At 63.4% G+C, this 15,933-nt stretch carries 10 protein-coding genes; 4 read left to right on the top strand and 6 right to left on the bottom strand.

From position 1 onward, the window contains the following. Window positions 1-5: 5 nt before the first annotated feature. From ACM6JM_RS24605 to ACM6JM_RS24615, 3 genes are all read right to left on the bottom strand, one after another. Complete coding sequence (locus tag ACM6JM_RS24605) at window positions 6-2,435, bottom strand: TonB-dependent siderophore receptor (RefSeq protein ID WP_414882658.1); 2,430 nt, start codon at window positions 2,433-2,435, stop codon at window positions 6-8. Window positions 2,436-2,534: 99 nt separating this feature from the next. Further along, window positions 2,535-3,494: a FecR domain-containing protein gene (locus tag ACM6JM_RS24610; protein ID WP_414882659.1), complete on the bottom strand. Its 960-nt coding sequence runs from the start codon at window positions 3,492-3,494 to the stop codon at window positions 2,535-2,537. Next, on the bottom strand, window positions 3,494-4,000 hold the full coding sequence (locus tag ACM6JM_RS24615) for a sigma-70 family RNA polymerase sigma factor (protein ID WP_414882660.1): 507 nt from the start codon (window positions 3,998-4,000) through the stop codon (window positions 3,494-3,496). The genes ACM6JM_RS24610 and ACM6JM_RS24615 overlap by 1 nt, the downstream gene beginning before the upstream one ends. Before the next feature lie 239 nt (window positions 4,001-4,239). Here ACM6JM_RS24615 and ACM6JM_RS24620 point away from each other — a divergent pair, with 239 nt between their 5' ends. Next, a complete protein-coding gene (locus ACM6JM_RS24620; protein WP_011335126.1) occupies window positions 4,240-4,680 on the top strand; it encodes a carboxymuconolactone decarboxylase family protein in 441 nt (146 codons plus the stop codon). 4 nt (window positions 4,681-4,684) lie between these two features. On the opposite strand, the gene ACM6JM_RS24625 is transcribed toward ACM6JM_RS24620, so the two are convergent. The 3 genes from ACM6JM_RS24625 to ACM6JM_RS24635 all read right to left on the bottom strand — a co-directional run bounded on the left by ACM6JM_RS24625 (window position 4,685) and on the right by ACM6JM_RS24635 (window position 8,257). Beyond that, a complete protein-coding gene (locus tag ACM6JM_RS24625; protein WP_103387161.1) occupies window positions 4,685-6,277 on the bottom strand; it encodes a DHA2 family efflux MFS transporter permease subunit in 1,593 nt (530 codons plus the stop codon). Then, window positions 6,274-7,395: an HlyD family secretion protein gene (locus ACM6JM_RS24630; RefSeq protein WP_103387162.1), complete on the bottom strand. Its 1,122-nt coding sequence runs from the start codon at window positions 7,393-7,395 to the stop codon at window positions 6,274-6,276. Before ACM6JM_RS24630 ends, ACM6JM_RS24625 begins: the two co-directional genes overlap by 4 nt. Before the next feature lie 97 nt (window positions 7,396-7,492). Further along, window positions 7,493-8,257, bottom strand: coding sequence for an AraC family transcriptional regulator (locus ACM6JM_RS24635; RefSeq protein ID WP_414882661.1), 765 nt, complete (start codon window positions 8,255-8,257; stop codon window positions 7,493-7,495). Between the two features lie 97 nt (window positions 8,258-8,354). On the opposite strand from ACM6JM_RS24635, the gene ACM6JM_RS24640 reads away from it, so the two are divergent. The 3 genes from ACM6JM_RS24640 to ACM6JM_RS24650 all read left to right on the top strand — a co-directional run bounded on the left by ACM6JM_RS24640 (window position 8,355) and on the right by ACM6JM_RS24650 (window position 15,885). Further along, on the top strand, window positions 8,355-9,488 hold the full coding sequence (locus ACM6JM_RS24640) for an MFS transporter (protein ID WP_210710142.1): 1,134 nt from the start codon (window positions 8,355-8,357) through the stop codon (window positions 9,486-9,488). 105 nt (window positions 9,489-9,593) lie between these two features. After that, complete coding sequence (locus ACM6JM_RS24645; RefSeq protein ID WP_414882662.1) at window positions 9,594-11,321, top strand: ShlB/FhaC/HecB family hemolysin secretion/activation protein; 1,728 nt, start codon at window positions 9,594-9,596, stop codon at window positions 11,319-11,321. A 94-nt stretch (window positions 11,322-11,415) separates the two neighbouring features. Further along, a complete protein-coding gene (locus ACM6JM_RS24650; protein ID WP_414882663.1) occupies window positions 11,416-15,885 on the top strand; it encodes a hemagglutinin repeat-containing protein in 4,470 nt (1,489 codons plus the stop codon). The last annotated feature ends 48 nt before the right edge of the window (window positions 15,886-15,933 follow it).

Below are 15,933 nucleotides of genomic sequence, written 5' to 3' on the forward strand. Positions count from 1 at the left end.
AGCGGTCAAAAGTCCACGGTCGCCGAAACCTTCAGCGTGCGCGGTGTGCCCTGGGTCAGGTAACCGCCGTTGGCCGAGGCCCAGTAAGCTTCGTTGGCGACGTTCTCCAGATTGGCCCGCAGGGTGATCTGCTTTTCATCCAGCTTGAAGGCATAACGCGAGCCCAGATCGAAGCGGTTCCACGCCGGTATGCTCTGGGTGTTCGCGGCGTTCAGGTATTGGCCGCCGGTGCGCAACATCCGCGCGCTGAGGGCGGCGCCTTCGAGGCCCGGAATGTCCCAGTCGGCGCCGAGGTTGAACTGGAAGCGCGGCACCCCGACGGCGCGATTGCCGTCATTCACCCCGTTGCTGCTGCCTTCCAGTTCAGTCTTCATCACGGTTGCACCGCTGAGCAGGCGCAGGCCGTCGAGCGGTTCGCCGTAGACGTTGAGTTCCACGCCTTTGTTGGTCTGCTGGCCGTCGACCCGGAAGATCCCGTCCTGGGTGTAGCTCGACGGTTGCTCGATGCGATAGACGCCGAGGTTGGCGCCGTAGCTGCCCATGTCCAGTCGCACCCCGGCCTCGATCTGTTTGCTGCGCACCGGGGCGAAGGTTTCGTCGCGGTTGATCGCGGTGGTCGGCGGCGTCGGGCCCTTGGCCAGGCCTTCGATGCGGTTGGCGTAGAACGACACATGCTCCCACGGCTTGATCACCAGGCCGTAGACCGGGGTGGTGATCGACTCTTCATAACTCGAGGTGCGGGCGCCGGTGGCGGTGCTCCAGCCGTCGACTTTCAATTCTTGGCGACGCACGCCGAGGGTCAGCAGGATGCGGTCATCGACGAAGCCAAGGGTGTCGGAAATCGCCTCGCTGCGCAGGGTGTTCTTGCCGGTGATGCGCGGGTCATTGATGTCGCTGGCGAACGAGGTGGGCGCCGGGCGCGGCTTGTCGGTAACGTTGTACAGGTTGGTGCTGTAGCGCCCGGCGGTGCCGATGGTTTCGAACGCCGAGCGCTGCTCGCCCCAGATGCCCGCCCAACCGAGGTTCAACTGGTGCGTGACGGGACCGGTGTCGAAGCGGCCGTTGAGCCCGGCCATGGCACTCTGGTTGTCTTCGTCGTGGGGTGAATAGAGCATGCCGCCACGGGCGCTGCCGTTCAGGTCGGTAACGGTCAGCGACGAGTAAACCCCGTTCTCGCGGGTGTGCTTGGCGCCGCCGGACACGTAGGCCGTCCAGTTGTCGTTCAGGTCGTATTCGGCGCGGGCCATGCCGAAGGTGTCTTCGAGTTGCGAATAGCTCCAGCTCTGGGCATAGCTGGCGTTGGCGTGCGGCACCTTGGGGGCTTTTGTCAGGCTCGAATCGACATAGACCACCGAGCGGCCCTGGTTGATGACCTGCTTCTGATAGCCAAAATCGGTCGAGACCCGCAGGCGATCGCCGCGATAGTCCAGGCCGACGCTGAACAGCGACGAGCGCTGGTCTTCGTCATCGACGGCGGTGTCGCCTTCGCGCTGCATCAGGTTGACCCGCGCGCCGAAGCGGTTGTCCTCGCCAAAGCGCTGGCCCAGATCCAGATGCCCGCCGACCCGACCGTCGGCGCTGTAATCGAGGGTGACACTGCGGGTCGGCGTGTCCATCGCGCGTTTGGGTTGCAGGTTGATCCCGCCACCGATGCCGCTGCCGCTCGGGGTCACGCCGTTGACGAATGCATTCGGGCCCTTGAACAGTTCGACCCGGTCCAGCGCTTCGACGGCGATGATCTGCCGGGGCAGCACGCCATAGAGGCCGTTATAGGAAATGTCATCGGAGGCCAGCGGCAGGCCGCGGATCATGAACATCTGCGAGAAGTTGCCGAAGCCGTTGGACTGGCGCACCGAGGCGTCGTTGAGCAACACATCGCCGACGGTCTGGGCCTGCTGATCGGCCATGGTCTTGGCGGTATAGCTGGTGACGCTGAAGGGCAGGTCGTTGACCTCCTGGTTGCCGAGCATGCCGATCTGCGCGCGGCGCGCGACCTGTTCGCCGCCGTAGGTATCACCGCTGTCGTCGCGCAGGGCGCTGACGTTGGTGGCGCCCAGTTCCAGCGCGCCGTCCGCCGCGACTTTCGGGGCCACGGTGTAACCGTTGTGGCCGGTGCTGATCAGTTCGAAACCGCTGCCTTCCAGCAACCGGGCAAAACCGCTCTGTGCGGTGTAACTGCCTTGCAGGCCGGGGCTCTGGCGATTGCCCAGTTGCGCCGGATCGAACGACAGCGGCACGCCGACGCTGACCGCAAATTGCGCCAGCACATGGCTGAGCAGGCCGGGACCGATGTTGACGCTGCGGCTGGCGCTTTCACTGACGCTGTCGGCGGCGTGGGCGGCGGTCGGCAGCAGCGCGCTGAAGGCCAGGGCCAGGCTCAGGTTCAGGGCCTTGAGCGCAAACGTGGCGGGGCGGGGCGATGGCATTGCGGTCATTCGGTGTTCCTGTCGGGGGCGTGGAATGGGAAGGTCTATCCACTCACCGGACGAGTCGCGAAAAGGTATCAGGGAATAATGAAAATATTTTCCGAGGGCTTAGACACGGGGCTCTACCGACAGCCAATAACGGGTCAGGCTGTTGATGTTCAGTGGCAGGGTATCGCTGAGCAAACGCAGGCTGGCGTCGGTGTCGCGCAGGGAAAACGCCCCGGACACGCGCATCGCCGCGATGTCTGGATGACAGCGCAGTACGCCCCGGCGATAGCGGCTCAGCTCGCCGAGCAATTCGTCCAGACGCATGTTGCTGGCCAGCAGCATGCCTTTGTCCCAGGCCAGGGATGCGGTGTCGAAGGTTTCGGCGCTGTCGAAGCTGTTGAGCTTGAAGCGCTGGCGCTCGCCCGCCTGAAGAATCGCGCTGTGCTTGAGCAGTTGCGGGGTGATCTGAACCTGGCCTTCGAGCACCGACACCTGGCTGCGCGAACCCTCGGTGCGTACGCAGAATCGCGTGCCCAGCGCGCGGGCCACACCTTGCGGGGTTTCGACAATGAACGGACGGGCGCTGGTGTCTGCGGCGGTGTTGATCAGCACTTCGCCGTTGAGCAGCAGGACCCGACGCTCCACCGGGCTGAAGGCGATGTCCACGGCGCTGTCGGTGTTGAGCACCAGTTGAGTGCCGTCTGGCAGTTGCAGGTTCTTCTGCTCGCCGACGGCGGTGCGCTGGTCGGCGGTCCATTGCTGCCACGGCACATGCTGCGAAGCGATGCCCAGCGGCCCGGCCATCAACAGCAAGCCGAGGCGGGTGAGGGTCTGGCGACGGCTCAGGCCTTCTTTGCGGGACGCGCGTTTCAAGGTCTGGATCGCGACGTTGGCCGGCACGCTGCGCAAGTCCCCCAGCAACGCTTCGGCCCGTTGCCAGGCGATGGCGTGCTCGGCGCTGCGGGTGCGCCATTGGGCGATGGCCTGGTGGTCGGACGGGGTCGCGGTGCCGGAATGCAGTTGCACCAGCCAGTCGGCGGCTTCGCCGAGAATCTGCGGATTGATCATCGACGAATTCATCAGGCGACACTCAGGCAGGCAATGAACGCGGCACGCATGTGGCGTTTGACGGTGATCAGCGAAACATTCAGGCGCGTGGCGATCTGCGCGTAGGTCAGGCCTTCGATCTGCGACAGCAGGAAGGTCTCGCGGGTTTGCTCGGGCAGTTCGCGCAGCAGCGCTTCGATGCGCCACAGGGTTTCGAGGATCAGGTAGCGGGTTTCCGGCGACGGCACTTCGGCGGCGGGCAGCTGCGCGATGGTTTCCAGGTACGCGCGCTCCAGGTCCTGACGCCGCCAGCGATCGATCATCAGGCCTTTGGCGATGTGCGTCAGCAGCGCCCGGGGCTCGTTGCCCAGCGGTTTGATCACCTGCCGGGTGAGCAGGCGCAAAAAGGTATCGTGCGCCAGATCGGCCGCCTCGCAGCGGTTGCCCAACTTGCGCTGCAGCCAGCCCTGCAGCCACCCGTGGTGTTCGCTGTAGAGCGTCTGGACTTGCTGATTCAACGGCTGATCGAGGGACGACATGGAGGGCAGGTACTCGTTTCGGGCGTCCGTTGCCAGAGATGCAATCGAGAGTGCGATTAGGGTGCAATTAAGAATTGATCGCATTCTAGTGGCGCGCAACGAGTGCTGGCAATTGCCCATTCACACTTTCTTTTCTGACACCCGCGCAGTGGCCTACCCATCTTCCGGGAGATTGGCTATTTGCCGGTCGGGACGCCGGGACTAACGTAGCCCCACATTCACTTGCCCCGGAGATCCCGATGAAACCTCGTATCGATTTCTACACCGCGTCCCCAGATGCCCTGAAAGCGATGATCGCCCTGGAAACCGCCGTCTCGAAACTGCCGCTGGAAAAGACCCTGATCGAACTGGTCAAGCTGCGCGCTTCGCAGATCAACGGCTGCGCGTTCTGCATCGACATGCACACCGCCGACGCGATCAAGGGCGGCGAAACCCCGCGCCGGTTGTTCGCCGTGACCGCCTGGCGTGAAGCGCCGTTTTTCACTGAACGTGAACGCGCCGCGCTGCTGTGGACCGAATCCCTGACCCAACTGAGCCTGACCCACGCCCCGGACGAAGACTACGAAGTGGTCGCTGCGCAGTTCTCGCCCCAGGAAATGGTCGACCTGACGGTCGCGATCAGCACCATCAACAGCTGGAACCGTCTGGCCGTGGGCTTCCGTAAAACCCCACAGGCCTGATCGATCAATGTGCATCGGCACTCGGCGCGGCCGGTGGTTGCACCTTGCGCATCAAGGGCACCATCGCCGTGGCGATGCCGAAGCACACCATGATCATCAGGAACGTGTCGCCGTAGGTTTGCGTCTGCGCTTCACGGTAGGTCAGCAGCCACAGCTGACGCAGGCTGGCGGTGACGCCGACATCGCCGCTCTGACCCAGCGCGGCGAAGTTGCCGCCGACCTGGGCCAGCCACTGATTCACCGCTTCGTTGCTGCTGTTCAGATGCTCCGCCAACCGGGTGAAGTGCAGGTTGGTGCGGTCGTTGAGAATGGTCGCGCACGCGGCAATCCCGATTGCACCGCCCAGATTGCGCATCAGGTTGAACAGGCCCGACGCATGCTTGAGCCGCGCCGGTGCCAGGCCACCCAACGTCAACGTTACTGCTGGCGGCACCGCCAGTTGCTGGGCGATCCCGCGCAGGGCTTGCGGCAGCAGCAATTCTCCGGCGCCCCAGTCGTGGGTGATCGGACTGAATTCCCACATCGACAACGCAAACAACGCCAGGCCCGCCATCATGATCCAACGCAGATCGATGCGATTGGCCAGAAAGGCGTACAGCGGAATCGCCATGATCTGGAACACCCCGGTGGAGAAAACTGCCAGACCAATGTCCAGTGCCCCGTAGCCGCGCACCCGGCCGAGAAACAGCGGCGTCAGGTAAATCGTCGCGAACAGGCCGATGCCAGTGACGAAGGAAAAGAAACAGCCGAGGGCGAAGTTGCGATCCTTGAGCGCGCGCAGGTCGACGATCGGATTGGCCACGTGCAGCGTGCGGCCGATGAAGGCCAGCCCCGCGAGGCCACTGATCCATGCGGTGGTCAGGATGGTCTGGTCGCTGAACCAGTTCCAGCGCGGGCCTTCCTCGAGGGTGTATTCCAGGCAACCGAGAAACAGCGCCAGAAACACCATGCTCAGATAGTCCGCGCCCTTGAGCAGCGACAGTTCCGGCTGGTCGATCTTCACCAGCATCGGCACTGCCACGGCGACGAAAATTCCCGGCACCAGATTGATGTAGAACAGCCAGTGCCAGGACGAAATGTCGGTGATCCAGCCGCCGATCACTGGGCCTAATGTTGGCGCCAGCGAAGCCACGGCGCCGATGGTGGCAGCGGCGATTACCCGCTGTTTGCCGGTGAAGAAAAAGAAGGCCGTGGTGAACACCAGCGGAATCATCGACCCACCGAGAAACCCTTGCAGTGCGCGAAAGGCGATCATGCTCTGGATGTTCCAGGCGATGCCGCAGAGCAGGCTGGCGAGGGTGAAGCCGACCGCCGAGGCGCAGAACAGCCAGCGCGTGGAGAACACTCGCGACAGCCAGCCCGACAATGGGATCACGATGATTTCGGCGATCAGGTAACTGGTCTGCACCCACGCCGTTTCATCGGTGCCGGCGGACAACCCGCCGCCGATATCGCGCAGCGAGGCCGAGACGATCTGGATATCCAGCAGCGCGATGAACATGCCGATGCACATCGTGGCGAAGGCGAACACCTTGGTCGCCGTTGCCATCTCGGCGGCGTTGAATGGCTGCGCGGCGGCGGTGAGGGCGGTGCTCATGGCGCGCTGGCCACAGCCGTGGTTTCAGGTTGGGCGCGGGTGTCGACTTCAGCCGTCACCGACAGTCCCGGACGCAGGTGGCCGAGCACGCCGTCGGCCGGGTCGAGCAGGATCCGCACCGGTACACGCTGGACGATTTTGGTGAAGTTGCCGGTGGCGTTTTCCGGCGGCAGCACACTGAACTGCGAACCGGTGGCCGGGGCGAGGCTGTCGAGGCGACCGTGGAATTCCTGGCCGGACAATACGTCGGCGCGGATGCTCACGCGCTGGCCGGGTTTCATCCGCGCCAGTTGGTCTTCCTTGAAGTTCGCATCGACCCACAGGCCGCTGGCCGGCACCACCGACAACTGCTGCGAACCGGCCTGCGCATAAGCGCCGACCCGCGCGCGGCGATTGCCGATCACGCCGTCAACCGGAGCGCGCAGCTCGGTGTAGCCGAGGTTGAGTTGCGCCAGATCACGCTCGGCCCGGGCTTGCTGGAGGGCGGCGCGGGCCTGTTGTTTCTGGGTTTCGATCACGGTGAGCTGGCGTTGCGCGGCCAGCAATTCGGCCTGGGCTTTGGCGCTCAAGGCTTGCGCGGTCTTGAAGGTGGCGTCGGCCCGTTGCGCGCTTTCTACCGAGACTGCATTGGTGGTCACCAGACGCTTGTAGCGGGCGTTGTCATCCCGCGAGCGGGCGGTTTCGGCGCTGGCGGCATCGATACCGGCACGGGCCTGACCGATCACCGCTTGCTGCAGTTGTTCGGTGGCGTCGAGGTTAGCCAGCAGCGCCTCTTCGGCGGCGACCGCGCCTTCAGCCTTGGCCAGATTGGCGCGGTAGTCGCGGGCATCGAGGCGAATCAGCACGTCGCCGGCCTTCACCTTCTGGTTGTCGCTGACCAGCACTTCCTCGATGTAACCGGCGACTTTCGGCCCGATCACCGTGACGTCGCCGCCGATGTAGGCATCGTCGGTTTCCTCGAGAAATCGCCCCGTGCCCCACCAATGCGCGGCATATAGGCCGGCGAACACCAGCGCGGCCAAACCCGCAGTGGGCAACAGCAGGCGTTTGAGCAGGGTCGGTTTGGGAGCGCTGACCGGAACGGCGAGATCGGGTTCTACGGTGGGCATGCTGGTCATGGCGTAATACCTGAGAAAGCGGAATGGCTATTACGACCGTAATATGACGCGAGTAATATTTTGTGGCAATTGATTTTTGTCGCCGATCGTCAGTTGCTTACTTGAGCCAGGCGCCGGGTGTGCTGCCGGTCATGGATTTGAAGAACGCAATGAATGCGCTGTCGCTGGCGAAGTCCAGTTCAAACGCGCAGTAGCCGAGGTTGCGCCCGGTGGCGAGCAATTCCATCGCGCGCATCAGCCGCCACTGCTGGCGCCATTGCTGATAGCTCATGCCGGTTTCGCGCTGGAAGATCCGGCCGATGGTTCGGCTGCTGGCGCCGATCTGTTGCTCCAGCACTTGCAGCTCCGGTGGCAGCTGCTCGGGGTGTGCAAGCAGGGAGGCGAGACGCTTGTCTTGCGGCAGGGGCAGGAGCATCGGTTGCTGCGCCGCATCACGGATTTCACTCAGGCACAGCCCCAGCAAATGGACAAATTTGCCCTGCTGCCAATCGGTGGCGAAATCGGCAATCGCCATCGGTTCCAGCACCGCGCGCAGCAACGGGCTGACCTCAATCACGCAAACCTGTTGCGGCAGCTCACAGCACAACTCGGGCGTCAGGTAGATGGAGCGGTAATCGACACTTTGCTGCATCACCGCCCGATGCGTGACGCCACCGGGAATCCACGCCGCCCGCGACGGCGGCAGCAGGCACAACTGCTGCGCCAGGGTGATGCGGGTGCAGCCCTGTCGGGTGTAGAGCAGTTGCCCGCGCTGATGCCGATGCAGGCCGGAGTCGTGATCGCCGAGAGTAGAGGCGATGCCGATCACCGGCGCCGGGAAGCGATCAGGGTCAAAACGATCGTGGGCTTCGAGCCAGGCCATGGTTTGTCCGATTTCAACGATAAATTGTCAGGATTCGGATAATACGTCAGCCACCGTTTTTTAAACTCCCCGGCGTTTTTGTTGAGGAGTCTTGGTGATGGACCAAAGAAAGTTGTTGATGTTGGCGATTGCACTGCTGATGTTCCCGCAGATCGCCCAGACCTTGTTCAGCCCGGCGCTGGGGGATATCGGCCGGGCATTTGATGTCGGCCCGCAAGCGGCGGCGCAAACCCTGTCGGTGTACTTCCTGGCGTTCGCGTTGGGTGTGGTGACGTGGGGGCGGGTGTGCGACCGGATCGGCCGCCGGCCCTCGATGCTCGCCGGTCTGGCGATTTATGTTTTTGCCTGCGTACTCGGTTTGAGCGTTCGCAGTTTCAACGGCTTGTTGATGGCCCAGGCACTGGCGGCATTCGGCGCTGCGGTTGGCTCGGTGGTGACCCAGACGTTGTTGCGCGATCGTTTTCGCGGGAGCGAACTGGCCCAGGTCTTTTCTCTGGCAGGCATGGCGCTGGCGGCCAGCCCAGCCATCGGTTTGTTCAGCGGGGCGAGTCTGGTTCAGGGCTTTGGTTATCGCGGCGTGCTTGCTGCGTTGTTGCTACTGGCGTCGGCCTTGTGGCTCTGGAGCTGGCGCGTCTTGCCGGAAACCCGTGCTCCACAACTCACCTCCATTAGTCTGTTTGCAACCATGGGCGACATGCTGCGCGATCCCGGCATCTGGCGTTCGGCTTTGTGGATCGCAACGTTCAACGTTGCGTTGTTCAGCTATTACAGCCTCGGACCGTTTCTGTTCGAGCGGCTTGGGCTGAGCAGTTCAGCGTTCGGCTACAGCGGCGTGATGCTCGCGTTGGCCTCAGGTTTTGGAGCATGGCTCAACAAATGCTTGCTGCGCATCGGCTGCAGTCCGCTGCAGTTGATTCGCCTTGCGGCCGTCACCGGTTTGCTCGGTGGCATCGGCGTGTGGCTGTTGCAGGCGCACATCTGGTTCGTGCTGCCGATGCTGCTGGTGGTACTGGCGTTCGGCATGGCGATTCCGAACATTCTGGGAGCAGCCTTGAGCAATTACACGGATCGCTTGGGTACCGCCGGCGCGTTGCTGGGGCTGTTTTACTACCTGTTGATCGGCGGAGGATTGATGTTGGCAGCCTGGTCTCAGGCCCTCGGGGAAACCCTGATGATCTGCAACTTGCTGGCGTTATCGCTGGCGATCCGCGCTAAAAGGGCATTTGTTTAAGAAATGTAAGCAGCGTAGGAAGCGTCTTGCATTTGTGTAGGAAGGCTCTGACTATCACCGCAATTGATGGGGTGGCATTACGCCAGTTGATTGCAAGGATGTTGAGTGCCGTATTCGCTTTGCGTTGTTTTCAGTAGTCGTTCCCTGCCGCGCCCGCTGTTGTCGGCCTTGTTATTGAGTGTGTGTGCGCCCGGCGTTCTCGCCGCCGAAGTTTCAGCCCCAGGCCAGGAAGTGCTGCGCCAGCAACAGCTGCAACAGCGCGATCTGCAACAGCTGCAACTCGAACAGCGCAAGCGGCAGCTGGAGCGCGGCGCGTTCGGCCCGGCGCCGGCCAATCCGGCCATTCCTGAATCGATCAAACCCGATGAGCGCTGCTGGCCCTTGAGCGGGACGCGCATCGGCGGCGTCACGCTGATCGACAAAGACAAGCTCAACGCCCGGATCAAACCGCTGCTGGCGCCGTGCATGGGCGTCGGCCAGATCAACCATCTGCTGGCGACCATCACCGCGCTGTACGTGGAGAAGGGCTACATCGCCAGCCGGCCGTACCTGAGCAGCGCGCCGGCAGCGGGGCAATCGCTGGATATCCTGATCGACGAAGGTTACATCGAGTCCATCGAACTGGCGGACCAAAGCCTGCCGGTGTCACTCGGCGGGGCGTTCCCTGGCATGCTCGGCAAACCGCTGAACCTGCGAGATCTGGAGCAGGGGCTGGATCAGTTGAACCGTCTGCGCTCGCTCGATCTGACCGCCGACATCGCCCCCGGCAGTCAGCCCGGGGCGTCGAAAATCATCCTGCGTTCACGTACCTCGGGACAGTCGCGCTGGAGCTTGGGCCTGGGCGTGGACAACCTCGGCAGCGCCAGCACCGGTCGTGATCGCGACACGCTGAGCCTGACCCTCGACAGTCCGCTCGAACTCAACGATCTGTTGAGCCTCAGCGCCAGCGACACCCTCAATCAGGGCGACCGCTACAGCCGCAACGTCAGCCTCTATTACGCGATTCCCTACGGTTACTGGACGTTCAGCACCTTCGCCAGTCACGCCGAATACCGTGCGCCGTTCAAACTCAGCACGGCGACCCTGCACAGCACCGGCATCACCGATCAACTCAGCCTGCGCGCCGACCGGGTGTTGTGGCGCGACCAGAGCCATCAGCTCAGTGCCAACCTGCAACTGGCGCACAAGGACGTCGACAGTTATCTGGAAAACGTCCGCCTCGGCATTCAGAGCCCGACCCTGACCGTGGCCGAAGCCGGGCTCAATCTGTTCTGGCTCGACCGCGCGGTGTGGAACCTCGACGTCAATTACGCCCAGGGTTTAAGCGGGTTCGGCGCCGATGACGATGCCGATCGCCAGGTCAAAAACCTGCCCAAGGCGCAGTTTCGCAAGTACCGCGCCGGCCTCAGCCAATGGCGTAATGGCCAGCTCGGCGCGCAAGCCTGGCAATGGCAGAGCCAACTCAATGTGCAATACAGCCCGGATCCGCTGCCAGCCATCGAACAACTGCTCGGCACCGACGATTCCGCCGTGCGCGGTTATCGGATCAGCAGTGCGTCCGGCGCCAGCGGCGCGATCTGGCGCAACACCTTGCGCCTGCCGCTGCGCACCGATCTGCCGGTGCAGCTCACCCCGCGCGTCGGCCTCGACCACGGCTGGATCAAGGCCGATCACGGTGCTCCGGTTCAACGTCTGAGCGGCGCCAGCATCGGCTTCAACCTGGGCTGGAAAAACCTGCAAGTGGATGTCGATTACCAGCGCAGCCTGAACACCCCGACCGGCCTGCACCGCGAGCCTGAAACCTGGCTGATGCGGGTCGGATTACAGATATGAACGTCAGTGAACAACAGCCATCGGACCTGAGCGCGACAGCCGTGGCCTTCAACTCAACGCGCAACGTGATGCCGCACTACATGGAGAGTTTTTTATGCCAATGAACACCTTTGCGTTTCATCTTTCCCCACGGGGCAAACTACGCTGGGCCATCGCCAGCCTGTTCCTGGTCGCTCACCTGCCGGGCGCCATGGCCGGCGGTGTGGTGGTCGCACCCGGCCCCGGCGGCACCGCGCAATTGCAGACCCAGGGCGGCGTCCCGATCGTCAACATCGTCGCGCCCAACGGACAGGGCCTGTCGCATAACCAGTTCCTCGACTACAACGTCGACCGACAGGGCCTGGTCCTGAACAACGCCCTTCAGGCCGGGCAATCGCAGCTTGCCGGGCAACTGGCGGCCAACCCGCAATTGCAGGGCCAGGCCGCGAGCGTGATCCTCAACGAAGTGATCAGCCGCAACCCGTCGGCCATCAACGGCGCCCAGGAAATCTTCGGTCGCGCCGCCGACTACGTGCTCGCCAACCCGAACGGCATTTCGGTGAACGGCGGCAGTTTCATCAACACGCCGAACGCCAATCTGCTGGTCGGCCGTCCCGAGCTGAACGACGGCAAGCTGCAAGCCCTGAGCACCCGCGACGCCACCGGCCAGTTGCAGATTCAGGGCGGCGGCCTGCGCAACGGCGAAGGTTCGATCAACCTGATCGCCCCGCGCATCGACAGCCAGGGCGCAATCAGCGCTCGCGATCAACTGAACTTCACCGTCGGGCGCAATCAGATCGACTACGCCAGCGGCCAGGTGAAAGCCGTGGACCCGGCGGGCAACACCACCGATCAGCGGATCGACGCCAGCCTGTTCGGCGCGATGCAGGCCGGGCGCATCAACATCGTCAGCACCGCAGAAGGCGCGGGCGTGAAGGTCGGCGCTGTGCAAGTCGCCGGGCGTGACGGTGTGCAGATCCGTTCGGCGGGCGACTTGAGCGTCAGCGGTCAGGCGATCCCGGACAGCCTCGACCTGACCCGCGCCGGTATCCGCAGCAGCCAGGGCGACGTCGGCCTGCACAGCGGCAAGGACCTGACCCTGGCCGCCACTGACGTGAGCGGTCGCGACGTGAAGGTCGAGGCCAAGCGCAATCTGACCCTGACCACCGTGGAAAGCCGCAAGCTCCAGGAACAGCGCGAGAACTGGAACAACAGCACCATCGGCATCACCTGGGAAACTTACGAGCGCACCAAGACCGACAGCGATTCGCGTCAGCACGGCAGCCAGATCGTCGCCAGCCGCGACGCGCAATTGTCGTCCGGCAAAGACACCGAACTGAAAGCCGCCAAGGTCGACGCGAAGAACAACCTCAGCGTGCAAAGCGGCGGCGACCTGCGCCTGACCGCCGCCACTGAAAGCCACACCCGGACCGATCAGGGCAAGCACCGCAAGCACCTGTGGAAAGCCGATTGGGACAGCAGCAGCGAAGAGCAGCGCAGCGTCACCAGCCAGTTGAAGGCCGGCAACATCGCCCTGCAAACCGCCGCGTTGTTGCGCTCCGAAGGCGCCGAGCTGAACAGCGCCGGAGATCTGCAACTGGCCGGCAAGCAAGTGGAAATCACCACCGCGACCCGCACCCATCGCAGCAGCGACAACCGCTATTCCGGTGATCTGGTCGGCGGCGGTTTCTTCGGCAAGACCGGCGACGCCGACAAGGGCCAGACCCAGCATCAGGGCAGCAAGATCAACGCGGCCGGCAAACTGGTGGCCAAGGCCGACGACGTGCGCATCAGCGGCAGCCAGGTGCGCGGCGGCCAGGACGCCAGCGTGATCAGCGACAACGGTTCGCTGACCATCGACGGCGTGCAGGACACCTCGCACAGCAACAACCACGACAAGGACAACAAGTTCTTCGGCATCACCAAGGACGAGTCCCGGCAGAACAGCAAGGACAGCACCACGGTGCGCAGCGAGCTCGCTTCCGACAGCAACCTCAAGCTCAAAAGCGCCAAGGACATCGAAGTCGCCGGTTCCACGGTCAAGGCTGGCAGCGCGCTGGTGGCCGATGCTGCGGGCGATGTAAATGTGCATTCGACGCAGAACACCCACGACAGCAGCAAGAGCACTCAGACTCGTGGTTTCGACGCCTACGCCAAGGAGCAGACGGCGGAGCAATATCGCGCCGGCGTGCATTACTCAGACAAGGCGCAAACCGTCACCGTCAACGACGTCACGCAGCAGGGTTCCAGCCTCAGCGGCGGCAGCGTGCAGGTGAAGGCGGGCGGCGATCTGACGCTGAAGGGCGCCGAGGTGAAATCCACCGCCGGCGAGACCACCCTGAGCGGCAAGAGCGTCTCGTTGCTGGCCGAGCAGGACAGCCACAGCACCTCGACCGAAACCCGCAACACCGGCGGCGGTTTCTACTACACCGGCGGCCTCGACCGCGCGGGTAGCGGTGTGGATTTCTCGCACAGCACTTCGCAAGACACCACCGCTAAAACCGCTGCGCAAACCACTGGCGTGCAGAGCAGCGGCAGCCTGAACATCAACGCTGACAAACTCGTCACCGAAGGCGCGCAACTGAAGTCCGGCAACGGTCTGAATGTCGCCGCCAACGAAGTCGACAACCGTGCTGCGAGCAACACCGAAAGCAGCACCCACAGCGAGAGCAACTGGTCGGCGGACATCGGCGCCAACGTCGAGTACAAAGACATCGCCCGGCCGATTGCCGGCGCGGTGAAAGACGTGCTCGACGGCAAGGTGCCGGACAAGGACGTACTGGCCAATCTCGGTCAGCCGAACGTCGGTATCGACGTGGCAATCGGTCATGCCGGCGCCGATAAAACCGAGCAGGGCAGCAACGCCTTAGTCAGCCGGTTCGATGGCCAGACCGTGAACGTGAAGGTCGGCGGCACGCTGCACGATCAGGGCACCCAGTACAACGCCAGCGCCGGCCAAGTGAACATCAGCGCCGACAAACTGGTGGCCGATGCCGCGAACAACACCCACAGCAGCACCGAAAAATCGGTGGATGCCAAGGTCGATGTGCGCGTCTACACCAAGACCGGTGAAGACGTGAACGTGGCCGGCAGCGGCGCGGGTGGCAGCAGCCAGTCGCGCAAGAACAGCTCCACGGCGCTGGTTGGCGGTTACGCTGGCAATCAGGGTGTGAACATCCATGTCGGCGGCGATGCCCGGTTCGAAGGCAGCCGTTTCGATGGCGGCCAGGGCGTTCTCAGCGTCAAGACCGGCGGGGATCTGGCACTCAATCAGGCCAACGACCGCCAGAGCAGCGACAGCTCCAGCCTGCGCGGCAACGGTTCGCTGACCGTCGGCACTTTGCCGGGCACCGAAGGCACTAATGTCGATCTCGGCGCCGGGTTCCAGCTCGATCACAAAGGCAACCAGACCACCGACAGCCAGGCGCATGTTGCCAGCCTCAGCGGCAACGGCACGGTGCAATTGAGCAGCGGCGGTAATCAGATTCAGCAAGGCACGAAGATCGACAGCGCTGGTGCTATCGACCTCAAAGCTGACGGCAAGCTCGACCTGCAAGCGGCCACCGACTCGCACGTCGCCACCGGCAGCAATCTCGGCGGCGGCCTGAAGACCGGCGGCAGCAAAACCAGCAGCGAGAAGAGCCGCGATCAGGGCGGCAGCCTTAGCGGCAACTTCAACATCGGTCGGGTCAACGAGAACACGCAGACCCTCAGCGGTGGCCAGCTCACCAGCCAGAACGGCATCGCCTTGAGCGGCGATTCGGTGCACCTGCAAGGCACTCAGGTCAGCGCGCCAAACGTCAGCATCGACGCGCAGAAGGGCGGTTTCGTTCAGGAATCCGCGCAGTCCACCGACAACCGCAATAACTGGAACGTCGCCCTGAACGCTGGTGGCAATCTGAGCAAAAGCACACCGACCGCCGCCGATGAAAAAGTCAGTAGCGATCACGGCTTCAATGCCGGGGCCAAGGTCGGCGTGGATTACCTGCAAGGCACCACTCAGCAGACAAGCCAGATCAAGGCTGACACGGTGGTGTTGAACAGCGGCGGCGATGCGAGCCTGAACGGCGCGCGGATCGATGCGCGCAACGTCAGCGGCAACGTGGCGGGTGATCTGACGGTCGAAAGCCGTCAGGACTCCAGCACTCACGCCAAGGTTGACGTGGATCTGGGCCTCACCGCCAAGAAGACTCCGGCCGACGACAAGGGCAAACTCGCGGGCACCGACTACAAGCCAACGCTGAAAGCCGGAGGCGAATACGCGCACAAGGACAGCGTCAAACAGGCCTCCGGTATCAGTGCTGGTCAGGGTGTGAATCTCACGGTCGGCGGCGCTACCCAGCTGACCGGTGCGCGGATTTCTGCCGCCGAAGGCAAAGTCGATCTGGGCGGCTCGAAGGTCAGCAGCAGCGATCTGAGCAACCTCGACTACGGCGTAAAAGCCGGCCTCGACCTGCCACACAAAACTGAAGAAAACGCACCGAAGGTGTCCCTTGAAAACGGCAACCTGAAAGTCGGCCCGGTGACCCTGAGCGGTCATGCTGACAGCCAATATCTTCAAGCTGGAATTGAAGAGGCGCGCTAAATCCACCCAGCTACGGTGGATGCACCGGAACCCACAGCCACGTTATAC

Origin of the sequence: Pseudomonas sp. IT-P2 (genome assembly GCF_949767575.1) — a bacterium.
Lineage (GTDB): Bacteria > Pseudomonadota > Gammaproteobacteria > Pseudomonadales > Pseudomonadaceae > Aquipseudomonas > Aquipseudomonas pharyngis.